Below are 20,038 nucleotides of genomic sequence, written 5' to 3' on the forward strand. Positions count from 1 at the left end.
ACCCGGCACTCCACGCCCGGCGTCGGCCTCATCTCGCCGCCGCCGCACCACGACATCTACTCCATCGAGGACCTCGCGCAGCTGATCCACGACCTGAAGAACGCGAACGAGGACGCCCGGGTGCACGTGAAGTTGGTGAGCGAGCTGGGCGTCGGCACGGTTGCGGCCGGCGTGTCCAAGGCGCACGCGGACGTCGTGCTGATCTCCGGGCACGACGGCGGCACGGGTGCCTCGCCGCTGAACTCGCTCAAGCACGCGGGCACGCCGTGGGAGATCGGCCTCGCCGAGACCCAGCAGACGTTGATGCTCAACGGTTTGCGCGACCGGATCACCGTGCAGGTCGACGGTGCCATGAAGACCGGGCGCGACGTCATCGTGGCCGCGCTGCTCGGCGCCGAGGAGTACGGCTTCGCGACCGCGCCGCTGATCGTGGCCGGCTGCATCATGATGCGCGTGTGCCACCTGGACACCTGTCCGGTGGGTGTCGCGACGCAGAACCCGGTGCTGCGCGAGCGGTACACCGGCCAGGCCGACCACGTGGTCAACTTCTTCCACTTCATCGCGAACGAGGTGCGGGAGTACCTGGCGGACCTGGGTTTCCGCACGCTCGACGAGGCGATCGGCCACGCGGAGCTGCTGGACGTCGACGAGGCCGTCGAGCACTGGAAGGCGAACGGCCTGGACCTCTCGCCGATCTTCGAGACGCCGGAGAGCATGTACTCGAGCGCGCGGCGGCGCGTGCGCGGCCAGGACCACGGTCTGGACCAGGCGCTGGACCGCACGCTGATCCAGCTGGCCGAGGCGGCGCTCGAGGACGCGCACCCGCTGCGGCTGGAACTGCCGGTCCGCAACGTGAACCGGACCGTCGGCACGCTGCTCGGCGCGGAGGTCACCAGGCGGTACGGCGGCGACGGCCTGCCGGACGACACCATCCACATCGAGCTGACCGGGTCCGCCGGCCAGTCGCTGGGAGCGTTCCTGCCGGCCGGCATCACGCTGGACCTCATCGGCGACGCCAACGACTACGTCGGCAAGGGCCTGTCGGGTGGGCGGATCATCGTGCGACCGCACCCCGACTCGCGGTTCGCGGCCGAGCAGCAGGTGATCGGCGGCAACGTGATCGCCTACGGCGCGACCGGCGGCGAGATCTTCCTGCGCGGCCGGGTCGGGGAGCGGTTCTGCGTCCGCAACTCCGGCGCGGTGGCCGTCGCCGAGGGCGTCGGCGACCACGCGTTCGAGTACATGACCGGCGGCCGGGCCGTGGTGCTCGGGCCGACCGGGCGCAACCTCGCGGCCGGCATGTCCGGCGGCATCGCCTACGTGCTCGACCTGAACGAGAAGATGGTCAACAAGGCGATGGTCGACCTGCAGCGACCGTCCGCGGAGGACATGCGGTGGCTGCGGGAGATGGTCACCTCCCACCACAGGCACACCGGATCGGCGGTAGCGGCGTCGCTGCTCGGCGACTGGACCCGGCGCGCGGCCTCCTTCACGAAGGTCATGCCGCGTGACTACCAGCGCGTGCTCGAGGCGATGCGGCTGGCCGCCGCCGAGGGGCGCGACATCGACGAGGCGGTCATGGAGGCGTCGCGTGGCTGACCCAGGAGGTTTCCTGAAGTTCTCGCGTGCGGAGGCGCCCAAGCGCCCGAAGCCGGACCGGCTGGCCGACTGGCGCGAGGTGTACGTCGACCAGGACCCCGACGAGCGCAACAAGCAGGTCCGCGCGCAGGCGTCCCGGTGCATGGACTGCGGAATCCCGTTCTGCCACTCGGGTTCCGTGGGCTGTCCACTCGGGAACCTGATCCCGGAGTGGAACGACCTGGTCCGCGGCAACGACTGGTCGGCGGCCAGCAACCGGCTGCACGCGACGAACAACTTCCCGGAGTTCACGGGGAAGCTGTGCCCGGCGCCGTGCGAGGCGGCGTGCGTGCTGTCGATCAACCCGATGTCCGGCGGCCCGGTCGCGATCAAGCGCGTCGAGGAGGCCATCGCGACGGCCTCGTGGGAACGCGACCTGATCCGCCCGCGGCAGGCCTCGGTGTCCTCGGGCAGGAAGGTCGCGGTCGTCGGCTCGGGCCCGGCGGGGTTGGCGGCGGCGCAGCAGCTGACCCGTGCCGGCCACGAGGTGACCGTGTACGAGCGGGACGACCGGCTCGGCGGCCTGCTGCGGTACGGGATCCCCGAGTTCAAGATGGAGAAGAAGGTGCTGGACCGGCGCCTCGCGCAGCTGCGTGAGGAGGGCACCCGGTTCGTGACGGGCTGCGAGGTCGGCGGCTCCAAGCCCGGAGACCTGTCGGTGGAGACGCTGCGGTCGCGGTTCGACGCGGTGGTGCTGGCGGTCGGCGCGCTGCGTGGCCGCGACGCGCCGGACATCCCGGGCCGCCCGCTCTCCGGCGTGCACATGGCGATGGAGCACCTCGTGCCCGCGAACAGGGAGTGCGAGGGCGACGGCCCGACCTCGATCACGGCGGCCGGCAAGCACGTCGTCGTGATCGGCGGCGGCGACACGGGTGCCGACTGCTACGGCACGGCGACGCGCCAGGGCGCGCTGACGGTGACGCAGCTCGACCAGTACCCGCAACCCCCGTCGGTCCGCGACGACGAGCGGTCGCCGTGGCCGGTGTGGCCGTGGATCCTGCGCACCTACCCCGCGCACGAGGAGGCGGGCGAACGCCGCTTCGCCGTCGCGGTGGACGAGTTCGTGGACGACGGCGACGGGAACGTCCGCGCCGTGCGCCTGCGCGAGGTCCGCGTGCGCCGCGACCCGGAGACCGGCATCCGCGAGGTGACGCCGGTGAACGACCAGATGGAGGAGCTGCCGGCGGACCTCGTCCTGCTGGCGATCGGCTTCGAGGGCGTGGAACACATGCCGCTGCTCGACGGCCTGGACCTCCGGCTCACCCCACGCGGCACCCTGTCGTGCGGCACCGACTGGCAGACGACGACCCCGGGCGTCTTCGTCTGCGGCGACGCCCACCGGGGCGCCTCCCTCGTGGTGTGGGCCATCGCGGAGGGCCGCTCGGTCGCGCACGCGGTCGACGCGTACCTCACGGGCCACTCGGACCTGCCGGCGCCCGTGGTGCCGACCGCGTTGCCGCTGGCGATGGTCTGAGTCCCCGGGCCGGCACGACAACGACGTTCACTCCGCGACGTGCCGGCCTCACCCCCGCACCGTGTCGACGATCAACTCCGCCGCCGCGACCAGCCGCGGGCACATGCCGGCGTCGGGGACGGAGGTCTCCCCGGCCGAGATCGTGAAGCCCTGGCCGTTACCGGCGCCGACAACCACCTCGCAGTCGAGGTCACCCCCGCCCCAGGACCACGTCACGGCGGGAAGCCCGCGAACGTCGTGTTCTTCGAACTTCCGCGTCACGCGTGGTTCTCCCGCGGGCGAGCTGTGGTCCTGGTAGGACTTCGCCAGCGGATCTCCGGCCGGGTAGACGGTGAACATGTAGCGGCCGAACCTCACCGGCTTGTGCGGGTTGTTGTCCCACGCCCACTCGCACTGCCAGATCTCGCCCCGCAGTTCGACCGACAGTTCCTCGATCCGCTCCGCGGGAAGCCCGAGGTCGGTGACCTGCCGCGCGGTCAGCACCGCACACGGGTGGCGCGCGTAGGGGCTGAGGTCCACGGGGTCGCTGACCGAGGGGGGAGCGGAGGGCGCGGGAGTTTCGGATGCGGAGGTGGACGGGCTCGTGGCCGGTGGCGGTGGGGGAACGTCGGCTCCGCCACATCCCGACAGGGCCATCGCCGCGACGACGGCCAGCAAGGCGGTGTTGCGCGTGGACATGTCCTCAGCCGTCCCCGGCGAGCCTGCGGCCGATGACGCCGCTCGGTTTGGGTTTCTCGTCCACGTACCGCTCGCGTTCCCGTTCGACCTCGGGTGCGAGGTCCGCGGAGTCACCGACATGGGCGAAGTTCTCGTACCGGAAGTCGGGGCCGTCCACGTCCGTGGACGCGGGCAGCGGCACGGGGATCGCGCTGGCGTCGGAATGGACCCGGTCCCAGCACGTCTGGATCCAGGCGCGGATCTGTTCGAGGTTGTCCTCATAGGACGCGAAGAGGCTGTCGCGTGCGCGGACGTAGCCCTCGACGACCGGGCCGGCCTTGTCGCCCGCCACCGGCTTCGGCTCGAGTGCCTCGGCAACGTGGCCGAGGAGCTGGTCGACCGCCCAGTCCTTGAGCTTGTTGGGATCCGCGTCCTTGATGCCGTCGATGACCGCCTTGGCGAGACTGGTTCCGATCGAGGCCCAGTCGAGGTCGGGCTTGGGTTGCTCGGCGGCGACGGCGGCGCACGTGTCCGCGGTCTTCTCCATGAGGTCCTGGCAACTGGCCCGGAACTGCGCGCTGAGCGCGTACATCATGCTGACCGCGTGCGCGGCCAGCTGGGTGTGGGCGTACTGCGTGTCGACGCAGTTCTTGATGTGGGACATCTGTTGGGAGAAGGCCACTGCCGCGTCGCCGTGCCACCAGGCTTCGATCTCGATCTTCAGTGAGTCGACCACGCCGTTCGGGTCGGGGTGGAGCCAGGTGTCGAGTGCGGCCTTCTGGATCTCGTCGAACTCCTCGGTGAGCTCGTCCGGGTTCATCGACATGTACATCTCCGCGTCGATCTGGAGGCTCTCGCCGAAGACGTCCGCGTCCGTCTCGTCGGGGTTGCCGACGATGTCGGGGTCGCGGCCGGCCGCGCGCAGCATGGCGATCATGGCGCCCTCCAGGCGGTAGGCGCTGGTGCGGAGGTCGTCGTCGGTGACGGGCATGGTCAGCCCTGCCCGTCGACGCGCCGGTAGACCTGGGCGATGTCGTGCAGCGCCCCGGCCGTGTCGACTATCCGGTCGCACGCGACGCGCTGGCGGGCGGCGATCTCCTGGGTGAAGGTGCCGTACCACTTCTCGAGGCGAGAGACCGCGGCGATCTGCCGCGGCCTCGGCGTCGGCGTGTGCTCGCCGAGTACGGCGATCGGCGGGCGCAGCGCGTCCGCGACGGCCGGCAGCGCCGCGGCGAGCCGGTCCAGTTCGGCGACGTTGACGGCGAACCCCTCGTTCGGCTTCGTCATGATCTCCCCCAGTGATCGTTCATCTACAGGACGTGACTGGTGGACGCGCCGGCCTGCGCGTGGGTTCCCGGTTACGCCACCGCTTTGCGGACCGCGGGGGCGATCTCCTGTGCCCACCGGCCGATGACGACGTCCAGCGGGGTGCCGTCGTCGACGGGGAACAGGGTGAAGCCACCCGCGTCGTGGTCCAGCACGGCGCCCGTCAGCTCCTCGACCCACTGGTCGACCGACCCGCCCACCCAGCGGCCGTGCACGCGCGTGGCCGGGAGCGGGTTCGCGGTGATGCGGCCGGGGAAGTTGTAGATGGTCGCCACGTCCTCGGGTGCGCGACCCGCCCGCGCCGCCGCCTCGTCGACGACGGGGCGGGACTCCCGGTAGCGGGCGCTGAGCCAGTCGGCCGCCCGCCCCGGGATCCAGCCGTCGGCGAGCCGCCCGGTCACCGCCAGCGAGCGGGGGCCGACCGAGCCGGTCCAGATGCGTGGGGTCGCCACCTCGGCCGGCGGGAGGTCCGTGACCTGGTAGAACTCGCCGTCGAAGGTGATCGGGTCGCCGCCGCCGGACAGCAGGCGCACGATCGTGATCGCCTCCTCGAACGCGCGCACGGCCGCCGCGGGACCCAGCTTCGCGACACCCAACCGGGCGATGTCGTCCCAGGAGCCGCCCGCGCCCATGCCCAGCACGACCCGGCCGCCGGAGAGCTGGGACAGGGTCGTCACGGTCCTGGCGAGCAGGGGCGCCGGCCGGGCGGCGTTGGTCACGTTGACCAGCCCCGAGACGTTCGTGGTGCGCCCCAGGAGAAGGCCGATGGTGGCGTAGGCGTCCGGTCGGTCGCCGAGGTAGGGGTGGTCGGCGACGCTGACCACGTCGAGACCGTGCTGGTCCGCGAGCCCCGCGTGGCGGAAGAGGGTGTCCACCGAGTGCACCGCATGGTCGAGACCGATACCGAAGACTGTCATGCTCACTCCAATAGTTCACGTCGTGTACTACTTATAGCACCGGTCCGGTCGGTCGCGCTGCGTCGCTCGGCATGCGGCGGTGGAGGGGCGCCTCCTCGCGGCCGGCTCGAATGCGGCCACGCGACGTGATCTGTCCGGTGTGGACGATCGGTGCAAGGCGATGACCGGCCGAGGGTCGAGCGGCCCCGGAGTCTGGGCGATGAGCGACTCGGAGTCTGGGTGATGGCCGACTCGGAGCTGGGCGATGAGCGGCTCGGGCTTGGCCTCCGGCCCCCGGTTCCATCCTCCCACGCGGCAGCGACAGAACCGGCCTCTGTGGACAACCGCCCGTGGACAACTCCGGGACTGTCGGTTTCCTTGAGTAGACTGGATTCCGGGGGCCGGAGGCCAAGCCCGGCTCACTTATCCCGATTCCCCCGCGTGAACGGTCCGTTCATTTCGGTGGTGATCCACAGCCGGGGTTGGGCGGTCCGGATCTGTGGGACCTCGCCGCTGGGGCTGGATTCGGGGGGCCGGAGGCTGTCCCGCTCCTCCCCGTGCGAACGGGCCGTTGGTGACAGTCGAGACCCGTTCGATGTCGGTGCTGGCAGGTAGCGTGGAACCGGGGGCCGGAGGCCAGGCCTCAGATGTCCGCCAACGCGTCCAGCAGGGCGGCTGCCTTCGTCAGGTCTTCGGAGAACGGTCGGTCCGCGGTCGAGTGGTCCAGGGTCGCGTCGGCCAGGTCGTAGGCGTCGCGGACCGGGGAGTCCAGCAGGTCCGCCGGGCGCATGCGCAACGCCCGCACCGCGGCGACCAGCTCGCACGCCAGCACCTGCCGGTACGCGTCCGCCGCCGCGACGGCCTGGCGGGCCGCCTGGGTCGAGAAGCTCGCGTGGTCCTCCACGCCGCGGGACACGACCGCCGTGCCCAGGGTCACCGGCAGCGCGGCCTGGCGGAGCATCGCCAGCGCGTCGTGGGCCACGTACTCCAGGATCATCACCCCGGAGCTGCCCGGCGGGCCGTCGGCCAGGAACGCCGGCAGGTCGGTGAACGACGGCTCCACCAAGTCGCCGAGCCGGGCGGCCGACAGCTCCGCCACGTGGTGGGTCGTCGCGCGGGCCTGGTCCAGGGCGGTGGCCAGGTAGGCGGTGTGGAAGTGCGCGTGGTGGAAGACGTCGCCGGCGGCGAGCGACACCATCGGGTTCTCGGCGCTGGCGTTGACCTCCACGGTCAGCACCGAGCGCAGGTAGGCCAACGCGTCCAGCGCCGGGCCCTGGACCTGGGGGAACGCGCGCAGCCCGTACGGGTCCTGGATCCGCCGGCCCGGCGGCGGCGTGCCCACCATCCCCAGCAGCCGCCGCATCTCCGCCGCGCACCACACCTGCCCGGGGTGCGGCTTCGCGGCGTGCACGGCCGTCGCGTACGCCTCCGGCGAACCGCCGAGCACGACGTACGACAACGCCGTCACCACGTGGCTCGCCCGCAGCAACCTCTCCAGCGCCAGGCACGCCAGCACCGCCTCCGCGAGCGTCGACGCGTTGCTGCTCATGAACGCCAGCGCGTCGGATGTGTCCATCGGCACCGGCGGCAGGTGCCCGACGGCCCACGGCCGCTCGCCCGCGAGCGTCAGGCCGGTTTCCGCGAGCACGGTCAGGTCACCCGTGCCGATCGCGCCGAACGTGTGCACGCGGGGGAGCGCGCCGGACGTCAACGCGGAAGCCAGCGCCGTCAGCAGCCGCGGGTGCACGCCGGAACCGCCGGCCGCCAGCTGGTTCAGCCGGACCAGCATCATGGCCCGCACGTGCGCGGGCGGCAGCAGCGGACCGGCGCCGCCGGCGTGGCTGCGCAACAGCCGCCGCCCGTGCTCCGGGCTCGAGTCCTCGTCGATGGTCAGGTCGCGGTTCGCGCCGACGCCGGTCGTGCGGCCGTAGATCTCCCGCCGGGCGGACAGGTCGGTGACCAGGCGCCACGCGTCCCAGGCCCGCCGCATGGCCGCCTCGTCCACCGCGACCTCGACGCGCTCCTCCGCCACCTGCCGCACGTCCTCGAGGCGCAGCGTTCGACCGTCCACACTGAACATGAGGGGCAGAGTAGCCATATCGGGAATGTGAACCCCCGAATGGCGGGTCCGTGGTCGCACGACCGGTGGGTAGCGTCCACGGAACGAGTCGACGCGACGCAGGCGGCCTGGCCGTCGCGCGTGAGGACGAGGGGGTGGCCGGGCGGGGCCGCCCCCTCGTTTGCTTGCATGACCGTCATGGCGTTCACGGGTTTCGGCGAGCACGCGATCGACTTCTACGACGGCATCGAGGCCGACAACTCGAAGTCGTACTGGGAGGACAACAAACACCTCTACGCCTCGGACGTCCGTGCGCCGATGGAGGAGCTGCTCTCCGAGCTGGCCCCGGAGTTCGCCGAGGAGACCAGCCGGGTGACCGTCTTCCGGCCGTACCGGGATGTCCGGTTCGCCCGCGACAAGACGCCGTACAAGACGCACTGCGGCGGCGTCATCGAGTACGGGCGCGGCGCCGGCGCGTACTACGTCGAGGTGGGGCCGCCCGGGCTGCGGGTCGGCGGCGGGTGCTTCCACCTCCAGGCCGACCAGCTGGCCCGGTTCCGCACGGCGGTCGACGAGGACGTCCACGGCAAGGTGCTCGCGGACATCGTCGCCAGGCTGGAGCGGGCGGGCTGGGAGCTCAAGGGTGACCGGCTGAAGTCCAGGCCGCGCGGCGTCGACCCGGACCATCCGCGCATCGACCTGCTGCGGCACCGCTCCCTCTACGTGATGCGGGTCTGGCCGCCGGACGACGCGCTGCACGAGCGCGAGACCGTCAACCGGGTGCGGAAGGCGTTCCGGGCGCTGCGGCCCATCAACGAGTGGGCGCGCGACCACGTGGGCGTCTCCGAGATCCCCCGGCGCCGCTAGCCGGGTATTCCGCACATGGACCGCTGACTTGCGGCGATCATCGGGACGCTGCTCCGGCTCAAGCTCGTGATCAGCCAAAACTCGATCATGTGCGGAAAACGGCGCCGCTAGCCGGCCCGCCTACCCGGACCTCGCACGACGATCACGGGAGCGGGCCTAGCCGCCAGAGGTCGTTCGCGGTTGTTCCGAGCCGCTGCCCGGGGGTGTCGTCCTCGGGGTCGTCGCGGGCGGCTCCGGGGCCGGCGTCGACGTGTGGATGGCTGGCCTGGCCGGCTCGACCGGCTTCGGCGGCGTCGTCGCGTACGCGATACCCACGACGATCGCGATGATCACCGCGATCGTGGCGGCAGCGGCGACCACCACGCGGTAGTGCGGGCCCAGCCGCCTGCGGAGCGTGGCCAGGCCGCGGGCGCTCTGGCTCTTGACGGTCCCGGTGGACAGCCCCAGCTCCTCGGCCGTCTCCTCGACGCTCAGGTCGTGCAGGTACCGCAGCACCAGCACCTCCTGCTGCCTGGGCGCCATGTTCGACAGCGCGCCGAGCACGAGCGTCCGGTCGTCGAAGCCGTCCTGCGCCACGCCGGTGTCCGGCACCGAGGGAGTCAGCTCCTCGCGGTCGTGCCGCCGCCGCTCGTTGAGGTACACCCGCAGCACGACCTTCCGCGCGTAGGCGTCGAGGGTCTCGTGCCGCAGGCGGGGCCACACGCGGTACAGCGTGAGCAGCGCGATCTGGGTGATGTCCTCGGCCTGGTGCCAGTCGTGGCACAGCGAGTAGGCGGTCGCGCGCAGCGACCGCACCCGGGCACCGAAGTACCGGGCGAACTCGTCGTCCCACGGCGAGCCCTGCCCGGTACCTCGGTTCACGGCGTCCAGTGTCACCGAGCCGGGCGCGGTGTCGTCGGCGACGGGGTGGTCGCCGGGGGGTTGGGTGCCGGCGGGGTCGTGGCGATGTGCGTGTCCGTCGGCGGCCTGGGCCCCGGGCTGGTGGGGATCGGCGGGGTGGTCGCCGGGTGGCTGGGCGCCGGTGTCGTCGCCGGCGGCTCACCGACCGGCGGGGTGGTGGCCGGCGGCTCACCGACCGGTGGCGTGGTCGCCGGCGGCTCGCCCACCGGTGGCGTGGTGGCCGGCGGGCTGGTCGGCGCCGGCGTGGTGGCCGGTGGCGTCGTCTGCGGTCCACCCGCCGGCGCCGGCGTGCCGCCGGTCGCGGCGATGGCCGTGCCCGTGATGGCTCCGCCGACTACCACCAGACCGGCCACGACCAGCCCGATCCGTGTTCCTCGACCTCGCACATGTCCTCCTCGTGCTCGGGCGCGGCCGGAGTGCCGCGACCCCCTTCACCAGTTGATAGGGCCGCGAGCGGGGCGAGGTTGCAGCGAGTTCCGCGCGGGTGCCAGGAGGCCGGCGGACCAACACAGGGATAACTTTCTGGATCGATCCGCCCGTTACCGATGAGTATTTCAGGATCGTTCCAGCGTGGAGGGTTAAGCTACCTAGCCGTGAGTCGACGAGCGAAGATTGTCTGCACCCTGGGACCGGCGACAGCCACCCCGGAGAAGGTGCGCGACCTGGTCGCGGCCGGTATGGACGTCGCGAGAATGAACTTCAGCCACGGCAGCCACGGGGACCACAAACAGGTCTACGACCTGGTGCGCTCCGCTGCCGACGAGGCCGGTCGGGCCGTGGGCGTCATGGGCGACCTGCAGGGTCCCAAGATCCGCCTCGGCACGTTCGCCGGGGGCAAGGCCGAGTGGCGTGTCGGCGACGTGGTCCGGATCACCGTCGAGGACATCGAGGGCACCCACGACCGCGTCTCGACGACCTACAAGGGTCTGGCCAGGGACGCGAAGCAGGGCGACCGCCTCCTGCTCGACGACGGCAACATCGGCATGACCGTCCTCGACGTCGAGGGTTCCGACGTGGTCTGCGAGGTCACCGAGGGCGGCATGATCAGCTACAACTAGGGCATCTCGCTGCCCGGCATGGACGTGTCGGTGCCGGCCATGTCCGACAAGGACATCGAGGACCTGGAGTTCGCGCTCCAGCTCGGCGTGGACTTCATCGCGCTGTCGTTCGTCCGTTCGCCGGCCGACATCGACCTGGTGCACCAGGTCATGGACCGGGTCGGGCGCGGCCGCCTGCCGGTCATCGCGAAGCTGGAGAAGCCCGAGGCCGTCTCGAACCTCGAGGCGATCGTGCTGGCGTTCGACGGCGTGATGGTCGCGCGTGGTGACCTGGGCGTCGAGCTGCCGCTGGAGCAGGTGCCGCTGGTGCAGAAGCGCACGATCCAGATCGCGCGCGAGAACGCCAAGCCGGTGATCGTGGCCACCCAGATGCTGGAGTCCATGATCAACAACTCGCGTCCGACGCGTGCCGAGGTCTCCGACGTCGCCAACGCGGTGATCGACGGCGCGGACGCGGTCATGCTCTCCGGCGAGAGCAGCGTCGGCCGGTACCCGATCGAGACGGTCAGGACGATGAGCCGCATCGTCGAGGCGGTCGAGAGCGAGTCCACGGTGGCGCCGCCACTGACCCACGTTCCCCGCACCAAGCGCGGCGTGATCTCCTACGCGGCCCGCGACATCGGCGAGCGCCTCAACGCGAAGGCCCTGGTCGCGTTCACGCAGTCCGGTGACACGGTCCGGCGGCTCGCCCGGCTGCACACGCACCTGCCGCTCCTGGCGTTCACCCCGGAGCCGTCCGTGCGCAGCCAGCTGTCGCTGACCTGGGGTGTCGAGACGTTCATGGTGCCCGAGGTGGACTCCACCGACCTCATGGTCCGCCAGGTCGACAACGCGATGCTGTCCATCGGCCGGTACCAGCCGGGTGATCTGGTGGTGGTCGTGGCGGGCTCTCCGCCGGGGACGGTCGGCTCGACTAACCTCATCCGAGTCCACCGGCTCGGGGAGGAAGACCACGCCTGAGCCCTTCTCGGCGCCAGGAGTGGTTCATGACCGAAGCGGCCCGGCAGGCAGCCGCTGATTTCGACGGAACCGGGGCCATGCGCGGCCAGCCCGTGCTCGACCGGCTGGTCGCGCTCCTGGACCTCGAGCGCATCGAGGAGAACTTCTTCCGCGGGGTGAGCCCGGCGCACTCGACCGTGCGGGTGTTCGGCGGGCAGGTGGCCGGGCAGGCGCTGGTCGCGGCCGGCCGCACGGTCCCGCCGGAACGCAAGGTGCACTCGCTGCACGCGTACTTCATCCGGGGTGGGGACCCGAGCGTCCCGATCGTGTACGAAGTGGACCGCATCCGTGACGGTCGTTCGTTCACCACCCGCCGGGTCATCGCGATCCAGCACGGCAAGGCGATCTTCGCGCTGTCCGCGTCGTTCCAGAAGCCGGAGCCCGGCATCGACCACGCGGAGGCGATGCCCGACGTGCCGGCGCCGGACGAGCTGCCGTCGCGGGAGGAGTCCATCAGGGAGTACGCGGAGAAGCTGGGCCCGATGGCGCGCATGCCGCGGCCCATCGACGTCCGGTACGTCAGCGAGCCGCCGTGGGCGCTGCGCGGCAAGGGCAACGCGGCACGCAACCAGGTCTGGATGCGCGCGGACGGCATCCTGCCCGACGACGACCTGCTGCACGTGTGCGTCCTGACGTACGCGTCGGACATGACGCTGCTGGACTCGATCCTCGTGCGCCACGGCGTGTACTGGGGCTTCGACAAGGTGATCGGCGCCAGCCTCGACCACGCGCTGTGGTTCCACCGACCGTTCCGCGCGGACGAGTGGGTCCTGTACGACTGCGCCTCGCCGACGGCCTCGGGAGCACGCGGCCTGGCGACGGGCCGCTTCTTCACCCAGGACGGCACGCTCATCGCGACGGTGGTCCAGGAGGGCCTGCTCCGCGTCGGCCAGGACTGACCGCACGCGTCTGGCCCACCACCATGCCCATGGTGGGTGATTGTCGTCGCGGTCGCAGGGTAGGACGATTCTTCACCAACACCCCTGCGATCCTGGAGGCGCGATGCGTGCCCGCCTGGTTTGTCTGTTAGCCCTCATAGCCCTGGTCTTCGGCGCCGCGCCCGTCGTCGCGCAGGACCGCGGTGGTCTCACCGCGGACCTCGACACCATCCTCAGCGCCGCCGGGCTCGAGGGCGCGGACCTCGGGCTCGTCGTGCGCACCGTCGACGGCCAGACCGTCTACCGCCGCGACGCCGACCGGCGCCAGCAGCCCGCCTCCAACCTCAAGCTCGTCACCTCGGCCGCCGCGCTCGACGTCCTCGGGCCGGACTACCGGTTCGCGACGACCGTGCACACCACCGGTCGCCGCCACGGGCCGGTGCAGGACGGCGACCTCTACCTCAGGGGCACCGGCGACCCGACCATGCTCGCGGCCGACTACGACGCCCTGGCCAAGAAGGTCGCCGACACCGGCGTCCGGGTCGTCACCGGCAGGCTGTACGCCGACGACACCTGGTTCGACGACGTGCGGCTCGGCACCGGCTGGGCCTGGGACGACGAGCCCTACTACTACAACGCGCAGGTCTCGGCGCTGACCGCCGCTCCGGACACCGACTACGACGCCGGGTCGATCATCATCCGGGTCGCGCCGGGGGCGAACGGGAAGGCCGTGGTCACGACCGACCCGCCCACCGACTACGTGACCATCGCGAACACCGCCGTCACCGGAGCGGCGGGGTCGCCCAACACGATCAGTGTCGACCGCGTGCACGGTGCGAACAGGTTCACCGTCACCGGCTCCATCCCGGCGGGTGGCACGCCCACGAACGAGTGGATGGCGGTGTGGGAGCCGACGGGCTACGCGGCGGCGCTGTTCCGCGCGGCGCTCGGCAGGTACGGCGTGCGGGTGCTCGGCTCGACGGCCAGGGCCGCGGTCCCGGCAACCAACACCGAGGTCGCCGACCGGCAGTCCATGCCGCTCCGCGAGCTGCTGGTGCCGTTCCTGAAACTCTCCAACAACCTGCACGCCGAGATACTCGTCAAGGCCATGGGCCGCGCGGCGAAGGGCGCCGGCACCTGGAGCGCCGGGCTGGCCGCCGTCGCGAGCCGCCTGCCCGCCTACGGCATCGACCCAGCGCGACTGTCCCTCGAGGACGGTTCCGGACTGTCCAGGATGGACCAGATCTCACCGGACCAGCTGGCCAGCCTGCTGGGTGCCGCGCGGAGCCGGCCGTGGTTCCCCGAGTGGTACGAGGCCCTGCCCATCGCGGGCAGGACGGACCGCATGGTGGGCGGCACCCTGCGTAGCCGGATGCGCGGCACGGCCGCGGAGGGCCGGGTGCACGCGAAGACCGGGTCGCTGACCGGGGTGAGCAGCCTGTCCGGATACGTCACTACTACGAATGGTCAACTCTGGGTGTTCTCGATGGTCACCAACGACGCCATTGGGGTGAATGTGAAAACGCTCGAGGACGCGGTAGCGATACGCCTTGCACAGGAAGGAAGTGCCGCTCGTACCACGACCGGCGCGCCGGACCTGACAGGCGAGACGTCCGAACTGGAATGTAGCTGGGTCAAGGCATGCTGATGGGAAATCTCGTGTGGACAGACATCTGACGGCTTGTCCGACAAGGAGGGCGAAGAAGAGGCGGGTCCGGAACCGGTCGGGGGAAGGTTCCGAACCCGCCACTCATCGGGCGGCACGGGGAGATGTGGGGGAGACGTGCCGTCCGAACCGTGCCGCGGTGGATCTGTCGGGGAGCGCAGCCGCGGCACGGGAATCCATGTTGTCAGCTGCCGAAGGCCACCTGCCTGCGGATGGGCCGCGTGGTCTCCTCCGGCGTTTCTCCCTCGGTCACCACCAGGCAGAGGTGGGCGGTGAGGTAGGCGCGGCAGGGTGCCGGCGCGCGGCCGAACCTGCGGTTGCGGCAGCTCGGGCAGCGCCCGCGCTCGTCCGGCGAGTGCTCGTCGAGCACCGCCCGCAACGCCTCGACCAGGCGGGGCAGCTCGAACCGCGCCATGATCGCCGCCGCGCGTTCGTCGCCGAACTGGGCGCGGTAGGTGATGTCGGTCAGGTAGTCGGCCAACGATCTTTCCAACTCGACAAAGATCGGACTACTACGCACCGTGACTCCCCTGCGTGTGTAGCCAAAGGTCTAACCTGTGCCTGGTCCGAGTTGCGCGAACCTGACCCACGCGTCAGATTGCTACTCGGACGGATACTGGATGGACCGGGCCAGTGGAATGCCCGCCGGCTTGCCTAGTACCTTGCGCTGAGCGAAGCGCACATTGCAACTTGCAGTACACGATTGGGTGAAGAGCAAGAAGGCACCGTGCGTTCGCTTGTTCTCGGCATGCAGTCTTGGGCCGCGTTCACGAGAATTCCTCGTGATCCGTGTCCAAGTGAGAACATCAATCTTCGCGAACCGTCCAATGGAAGAGGTGATCCATGTCGCGAGGTCCAAGCCCGACGGTGCGCCGTCGTCGGCTGGCGGCCAGGCTGCGTGAGCTGCGCGAGAACGCCAACCTGACGATCGACGAGGTCGGCGAGAGGCTGGAGTGCTCGGCGTCGAAGATCAGTCGCATCGAGACCGGGCACGTCGGCGTAACTCCGCGCGATGTACGCGACATGCTCGAGGTGTACGGCGTCGGCGACGACGAACGGGACACACTCGTGCAGCTGGCCCGCGAGGCCCGCAAGAAGGGCTGGTGGCACGCCTTCAACGAGGCGTTCACCGGTGCGTTCGTCGGCCTGGAGGCCGACGCGTCGTTCCTGCACACTCACCACCAGCTGCTCGTTCCCGGACTGCTGCAGACCGAGGCGTACACCCGCGCGGTGATCCGCGCGATCCGGCCCGACATCGGAGAGGCCGATGTGGAGCTTCGCGTGCGCGCCAGGATGTCCAGGCAGAAGCTGCTGATCGAGGAGTCGAACCCGCCGGAGTACTGGGCGGTGCTCGACCAGGCCGCGGTGGAGCGGTCCGTCGGTGGCCCGGAGGTCATGCGTGAGCAGCTCAAGCAGCTGGTCGAGGTGGCGATGCTGCCGAACGTCACGCTCCAGGTGGTGCCCTTCGGCACCGGTGCACACGCCGGCATGGAGGGTCCGTTCCTCATCCTCGGCTTTCCCGAGCAGGCGGATCCGGACGTCGTCTATGTTGAGTACTCGACTTCGGGCGTCTACTTGGAACAGCCGGAGGAAGTGCACCGATACACGTTGATCTTCGACCACTTGCGTGCGGCGGCGTTGAAGCCCGACGACACCGTCGAACTGATCGACAGGACAGCCGACCGGATGTCCTGAGGTAGGAAATCGAAGGGAGCAGGGTGTGATCGACCTTTCCGAAGCGCGGTGGCGCAAGAGCAGCCGCAGCGGCGCCCAGAACGACTGCGTGGAGCTGGTTGTGGCCACGGTCGGGACCGCGGTGCGTGACTCGAAGAGCCCGGCGGCGGGTCACGTCTCGTTCGCCACCGCGGACTGGGGTGCCTTCATGGGCGCCGTCAAGGACGGTCGCCTCGACGTCTGACGTCCGAAGGTGACTCCTGAGTGAACGCGAAGGTGCTCTCCTGACCCCGGAGCACCGATCCACCTACCAACCCCTTACCCGGGCGATCAGTGCCACAACTGCCTGATCTCCCGATGCCGGCCGGCCGTCCTCAGCGCCAACCTGAGGTCTCTGACGCTCACGAGCACCGCGATTTCGCTGACAGGGAACGCCGCCGATGAACAGAACGTCTCGCCTTTCGAAAATGACGCGCGCCCGCCCCCGTGGGGCGTGACAGTATGCAGCACGTGGCTCGTCTGGGATCAGGGATACCGCTCGTCGCGCGTGACCGGGAGCTCGACCGGCTGAGGGGTGTGTTCGAACAGGCCGCGGCGGGTACCGCGACCGCCGTGCTGATCTCCGGGGACGCCGGGGTCGGCAAGACCAGGCTCACCGACGAGCTCGCCGTCGCCGCGCGGGACAAGGGCGCGATCGTGTTGACCGGCCGCTGCCTCGACGCCGGCGAGACCGGCCTCCCCTACCTGCCGTTCGCCGAGGCGATGTCGCAGATCCCCGACCGCGAGCAGGCCGTGCTCGCCCACCCCGCGCTGGCCAGGCTCTTCCCGGACGTGACGCTCCCCGCGGGCGAGCGCCAGGACAGCAACCTCTCCGCCATCAGCGCCGTCGTGCCCGGCCTCGGCGGGCGGGTCGGCAACCGGCCGGAGCAGGACATCGGCCAGCTCCAGCTGTTCGACGCGGTGCACGCGCTGCTCACCGACCTCGCCGCGGCCGCGCCGGTGGTGCTCGTCCTCGAGGACCTGCACTGGGCCGACGGCTCCACCCGGCGCCTGCTGTCGTTCCTGGTCGCACGGCTGCGCGGGCAGCGGGTCATGATCGTCGGCACCTACCGCGGCGACGACCTGCACCGCCGCCACCCGCTGCGCCCGCTGCTCGCCGAGCTGGTCCGCCAGCCCGCGCTGGAGCGCATGGATCTCACGCCGTTCAACCCCGCCGACTCGCGGCAGTTCGTCGCCGCGCTGGCCGACGACGGGCTGCCGGACGACCTGGTCCGCGAGGTCGCCGGGCGCTCGGAGGGCAACGCGTTCTTCGCCGAGGAGCTGCTCGCCGCGTACACCGAGGACGGGGAGAGCCTGCCGGCCACGCTGGTCGACGTGCTGCTGGCGAGGGTCGAGCGGCTGAGCGAGACCGCGCAGCACGTGGTCCGCGTCGCGTCCGTGTCCGGTCGTCGGGTACCGCACGCCGACCTGCTCGCGGTGTCCGAGCTGGCTGAACCGGAGCTGGAGGAGGTGCTGCGCGAGACGGTGCAGCACCACGTGCTGGTGGCGGTGCAGCAGCAGGGGATGGACTTCTACGCGTTCCGCCACGCGTTGCTGCGGGAGGCCGTGTACGGCGACCTGCTGCCCGGCGAGCGGGTCCGCCTGCACGCCGCGTACGCCCGCCACCTCGCCGGCGGCACCGGGCCGCGTGGCGCGGCCGGGGCGCTCGCCCACCACAGCATGGAGAGCCACCAGCTGCCGCAGGCGCTGTCCTCCTCCATCGTGGCGGCGAAGGAGGCGCAGGCCGCGGGCGCGCCCGCGGAGGCGCTCGAGCACTACGAGCTGGCGCTCAAGCTGTGGGACGCGGTGGGAGTCGCGGACCGGCCCGGCGGGTGGGACGAGGTGACGCTGCTGCGCAAGGCGTCGTTCATGGCCGGCCGCTCCGGCGAGCCGGAGCGCGCGGTGTCGTTCGCGCGGTCGGCGGTGAAGCTCGCCGACGAGGCGGGTGACCGGGACACGGCCGCCATGATGCGCAGGCGGCTCGCGTCCGCCCTGTTCGTGCTCGAGGGCCGGGAGCAGGAGGCGCGGGAGACCATCGAGCAGGCGTGGGAGATGGTCGAGGACGCGCCCGCCAGCTGCGAGAAGGCGTGGATCCTCGCCGTGTACGCGCTGATCCTGCGCAGCATGCGGGAGCCGGAGGAGGCGCGGAAGTTCGCCGAGCTGGCCGTGTCGGACGCGCGGGAGTGCGACGAGCTGGGCGTGGTCGCGGACGCGCTGGTCACCCTCGCCGCGCTCGACGAGCAGAACGGGCACGTCGCGGAGGGCAGGGCGCGGCTGCGGGAGGCGATCCAGCTCGCACGCGACGACTGCGAGCTGAGCGTCGAGCTGCGGGCCAGGCACTACCTCGCCCTCAGCACCTACGAGCAGGGCGAGCTGGACGACGCCGTGCGGATCATCGACGAGGGCATCGAGCGGGCCCGCGGCACCGGGCTGACCTGGAGCACGTACGGGTTCGAGCTGCGGGCCATCAAGGTCATCGCCCGCTACACCCGCGGCGACTGGGACGAGAGCGAGGCGGCCGCCGAACCGCCGGGCATGCGCGTGTCCAACACGGTGTCCGCGCGGCTCGCGGCGATCGGCAGCCACGTGATGGTCGGCCGCGGCCGGCTGGTCGAGGTGGCGCGGCTCTCGGCCGAGCTGCGGTCGGAGTGGCACCGGGACTTCCAGATCGGCGCGACCATGGGGGCCACCGGCGCCGAGCTCGCGCTGTGGCAGGGCCGGCCCGAGGAGGGCGCGCGGCTCGTGCGGGAGGTGCTGGAGTGGGCGGAGCGGATCGGCGGGCAGTTCGCGCTCGTGAACATCCGGCTCGGCGCGCTCGGCGTGGCGCTCTACGCCGAGCTGGCGGAGCGGGCGGCGCGGCGCAAGGACGACGTGGAACGGCAGGCGGCGGTCGAGGAGGGCACGCGGCTGGTCGAGCTGGCACGCACGACCGCCGAGTTCGGCCGGCCCCGTACCGGCACGCTCGGACCGGAGGGGCGGGCGTGGCTCGCGCGGGCCGAGGCGGAGCTGAGCCGGCTGCGTGGTGACAGCGACCCCGCGCGGTGGGCGATGGCCGTCGAGGCGTTCGGGTACGGCGCGGTGTACGAGCAGGCCGTGTGCCGGTGGCGGCTCGGCGAGGCGTTGCTGGGCGCCGAGCGCCGCGACGAGGCGGCGCTCGCGTTGCGTGCCGCCGACGAGGTGGCCAACCGGCTGGACGCCCGCCCGCTGCGCGACGCGCTGCGCAAGCTGGCCAGGCGCGGCCGCATCGCGCTGAGCGACGGCGTGACGCCGAGGGAGACGCTGGACCCCTTCACCCCGCGCGAGCGGTCGGTGCTGAAGCTCGTCGCACTGGGCCGGACCAACCGCCAGGTCGGGGACGAGCTGTTCATCAGCGAGAAGACGGTCAGCGTGCACCTGTCCCGGATCATGGCGAAGCTGGGCGCCACCCGACGCGCGGAGGCGGTGGCCATCGCGTACGACCGGGGGTTGCTGGAGGAACAGAGCGCCTGAGCGGTTCCCCGGCGGCGACCTGGTCCTGGTCCGGAGTGCCTAGGCCCGCGCGAGCCGGACCGGTGCGACGGGCACCGCGACGAGTAGCACCAGGCCGATCGACGCCAGTTCCTTCTCGTGCCGGCGGAACCACCCGCGCGGCGCGGTGGCCGAGGGCGGCCGTTCGGCCGTGACCTCCAGCGCGTAGGCGACCTGTCCACTGACGGACACGGCCAGGCCGTCGTGCCGCCGGGTGAAGTCGATCAGGCAGTCGCCGGCCGAGATGACGGTGTTCGGCGCGCGGAAGTCGTGGTGCCGCTGGGTGAACGCGTGCCCGGCGGCGGCCGAGACGCTGGGTGTCGCCGACCCGAGTCCGCGGATCATCACTCCCTTGGCCACCGTGCCGAGCGCGTCGAGTGCCGCCGTCCTGAGCGGCGAC

At 71.4% G+C, this 20,038-nt stretch carries 17 protein-coding genes and 1 pseudogene; 9 read left to right on the top strand and 9 right to left on the bottom strand.

All coding sequences use genetic code 11. The annotated features are described in order from the left end of the window. Together ACJ73U_RS43420 and ACJ73U_RS43425 are read left to right on the top strand one after the other, a co-directional pair. Positions 1–1,599, top strand: a 1,599-nt coding sequence (locus ACJ73U_RS43420) for a glutamate synthase-related protein (RefSeq protein ID WP_407783635.1), incomplete at its 5' end; no start/stop codon positions are given. Continuing rightward, positions 1,592–3,112 (top strand): glutamate synthase subunit beta, encoded by a 1,521-nt coding sequence (locus ACJ73U_RS43425; RefSeq protein ID WP_407783636.1) that lies wholly within the window; start codon positions 1,592–1,594, stop codon positions 3,110–3,112. The genes ACJ73U_RS43420 and ACJ73U_RS43425, both read left to right, overlap by 8 nt. Positions 3,113–3,160: 48 nt before the next feature. Here the strand turns inward: ACJ73U_RS43425 and ACJ73U_RS43430 are convergent, their stop codons facing one another. The 5 genes from ACJ73U_RS43430 to ACJ73U_RS43450 all read right to left on the bottom strand — a co-directional run bounded on the left by ACJ73U_RS43430 (position 3,161) and on the right by ACJ73U_RS43450 (position 8,071). After that, the gene (locus ACJ73U_RS43430; RefSeq protein ID WP_407783637.1) at positions 3,161–3,790 is read right to left on the bottom strand and encodes a DUF3558 family protein; all 630 of its coding nucleotides are present in this window, start codon (positions 3,788–3,790) and stop codon (positions 3,161–3,163) included. Between the two features lie 4 nt (positions 3,791–3,794). Continuing rightward, on the bottom strand, positions 3,795–4,760 hold the full coding sequence (locus ACJ73U_RS43435; protein WP_407783638.1) for a hypothetical protein: 966 nt from the start codon (positions 4,758–4,760) through the stop codon (positions 3,795–3,797). Positions 4,761–4,762: 2 nt separating this feature from the next. Further along, positions 4,763–5,056, bottom strand: a complete 294-nt coding sequence (locus ACJ73U_RS43440) for a hypothetical protein (protein ID WP_407783639.1) — start codon at positions 5,054–5,056, stop codon at positions 4,763–4,765. 71 nt (positions 5,057–5,127) lie between these two features. Beyond that, complete coding sequence (locus tag ACJ73U_RS43445) at positions 5,128–6,012, bottom strand: LLM class flavin-dependent oxidoreductase (protein WP_407783640.1); 885 nt, start codon at positions 6,010–6,012, stop codon at positions 5,128–5,130. 622 nt (positions 6,013–6,634) lie between these two features. After that, positions 6,635–8,071: an aromatic amino acid ammonia-lyase gene (locus tag ACJ73U_RS43450; RefSeq protein WP_407783641.1), complete on the bottom strand. Its 1,437-nt coding sequence runs from the start codon at positions 8,069–8,071 to the stop codon at positions 6,635–6,637. A 177-nt stretch (positions 8,072–8,248) separates the two neighbouring features. Here ACJ73U_RS43450 and ACJ73U_RS43455 point away from each other — a divergent pair, with 177 nt between their 5' ends. Next, complete coding sequence (locus tag ACJ73U_RS43455; protein ID WP_407783651.1) at positions 8,249–8,917, top strand: DUF2461 domain-containing protein; 669 nt, start codon at positions 8,249–8,251, stop codon at positions 8,915–8,917. 156 nt (positions 8,918–9,073) lie between these two features. Here the strand turns inward: ACJ73U_RS43455 and ACJ73U_RS43460 are convergent, their stop codons facing one another. Next, complete coding sequence (locus ACJ73U_RS43460; protein ID WP_407783642.1) at positions 9,074–9,778, bottom strand: SigE family RNA polymerase sigma factor; 705 nt, start codon at positions 9,776–9,778, stop codon at positions 9,074–9,076. Between the two features lie 11 nt (positions 9,779–9,789). After that, positions 9,790–10,203: a hypothetical protein gene (locus ACJ73U_RS43465; protein ID WP_407783643.1), complete on the bottom strand. Its 414-nt coding sequence runs from the start codon at positions 10,201–10,203 to the stop codon at positions 9,790–9,792. A gap of 207 nt (positions 10,204–10,410) precedes the next feature. Here ACJ73U_RS43465 and pyk point away from each other — a divergent pair. The 3 genes and pseudogenes from pyk (at position 10,411) to dacB (ending at position 14,400) form a co-directional block, all read left to right on the top strand. Beyond that, a pseudogene (gene pyk / locus ACJ73U_RS43470) lies at positions 10,411–11,835 on the top strand (pyruvate kinase). A gap of 26 nt (positions 11,836–11,861) precedes the next feature. Beyond that, a complete protein-coding gene (tesB, locus tag ACJ73U_RS43475) occupies positions 11,862–12,773 on the top strand; it encodes an acyl-CoA thioesterase II (RefSeq protein ID WP_407783644.1) in 912 nt (303 codons plus the stop codon). Between the two features lie 103 nt (positions 12,774–12,876). Further along, entirely contained in the window at positions 12,877–14,400 is a 1,524-nt protein-coding gene (gene dacB, locus ACJ73U_RS43480; RefSeq protein ID WP_407783645.1) for a D-alanyl-D-alanine carboxypeptidase/D-alanyl-D-alanine-endopeptidase, read from the top strand. Between the two features lie 202 nt (positions 14,401–14,602). On the opposite strand, the gene ACJ73U_RS43485 is transcribed toward dacB, so the two are convergent. Further along, positions 14,603–14,911: a hypothetical protein gene (locus ACJ73U_RS43485; protein WP_407783646.1), complete on the bottom strand. Its 309-nt coding sequence runs from the start codon at positions 14,909–14,911 to the stop codon at positions 14,603–14,605. Between the two features lie 350 nt (positions 14,912–15,261). Here ACJ73U_RS43485 and ACJ73U_RS43490 point away from each other — a divergent pair, with 350 nt between their 5' ends. The 3 genes from ACJ73U_RS43490 (at position 15,262) to ACJ73U_RS43500 (ending at position 19,620) form a co-directional block, all read left to right on the top strand. Continuing rightward, complete coding sequence (locus ACJ73U_RS43490; protein WP_407783647.1) at positions 15,262–16,113, top strand: helix-turn-helix domain-containing protein; 852 nt, start codon at positions 15,262–15,264, stop codon at positions 16,111–16,113. 25 nt (positions 16,114–16,138) lie between these two features. Next, complete coding sequence (locus ACJ73U_RS43495) at positions 16,139–16,336, top strand: DUF397 domain-containing protein (RefSeq protein ID WP_407783648.1); 198 nt, start codon at positions 16,139–16,141, stop codon at positions 16,334–16,336. A gap of 257 nt (positions 16,337–16,593) precedes the next feature. Beyond that, complete coding sequence (locus ACJ73U_RS43500) at positions 16,594–19,620, top strand: AAA family ATPase (RefSeq protein ID WP_407783649.1); 3,027 nt, start codon at positions 16,594–16,596, stop codon at positions 19,618–19,620. 39 nt (positions 19,621–19,659) lie between these two features. Here ACJ73U_RS43500 and ACJ73U_RS43505 read toward each other — a convergent pair. Further along, positions 19,660–20,038, bottom strand: a 379-nt coding sequence (locus ACJ73U_RS43505; protein WP_407783650.1) for a hypothetical protein, incomplete at its 5' end; no start/stop codon positions are given.

The sequence above is a fragment of the Actinophytocola sp. genome, assembly GCF_045807065.1.
In the GTDB taxonomy this organism is placed as follows: domain Bacteria; phylum Actinomycetota; class Actinomycetes; order Mycobacteriales; family Pseudonocardiaceae; genus Actinophytocola.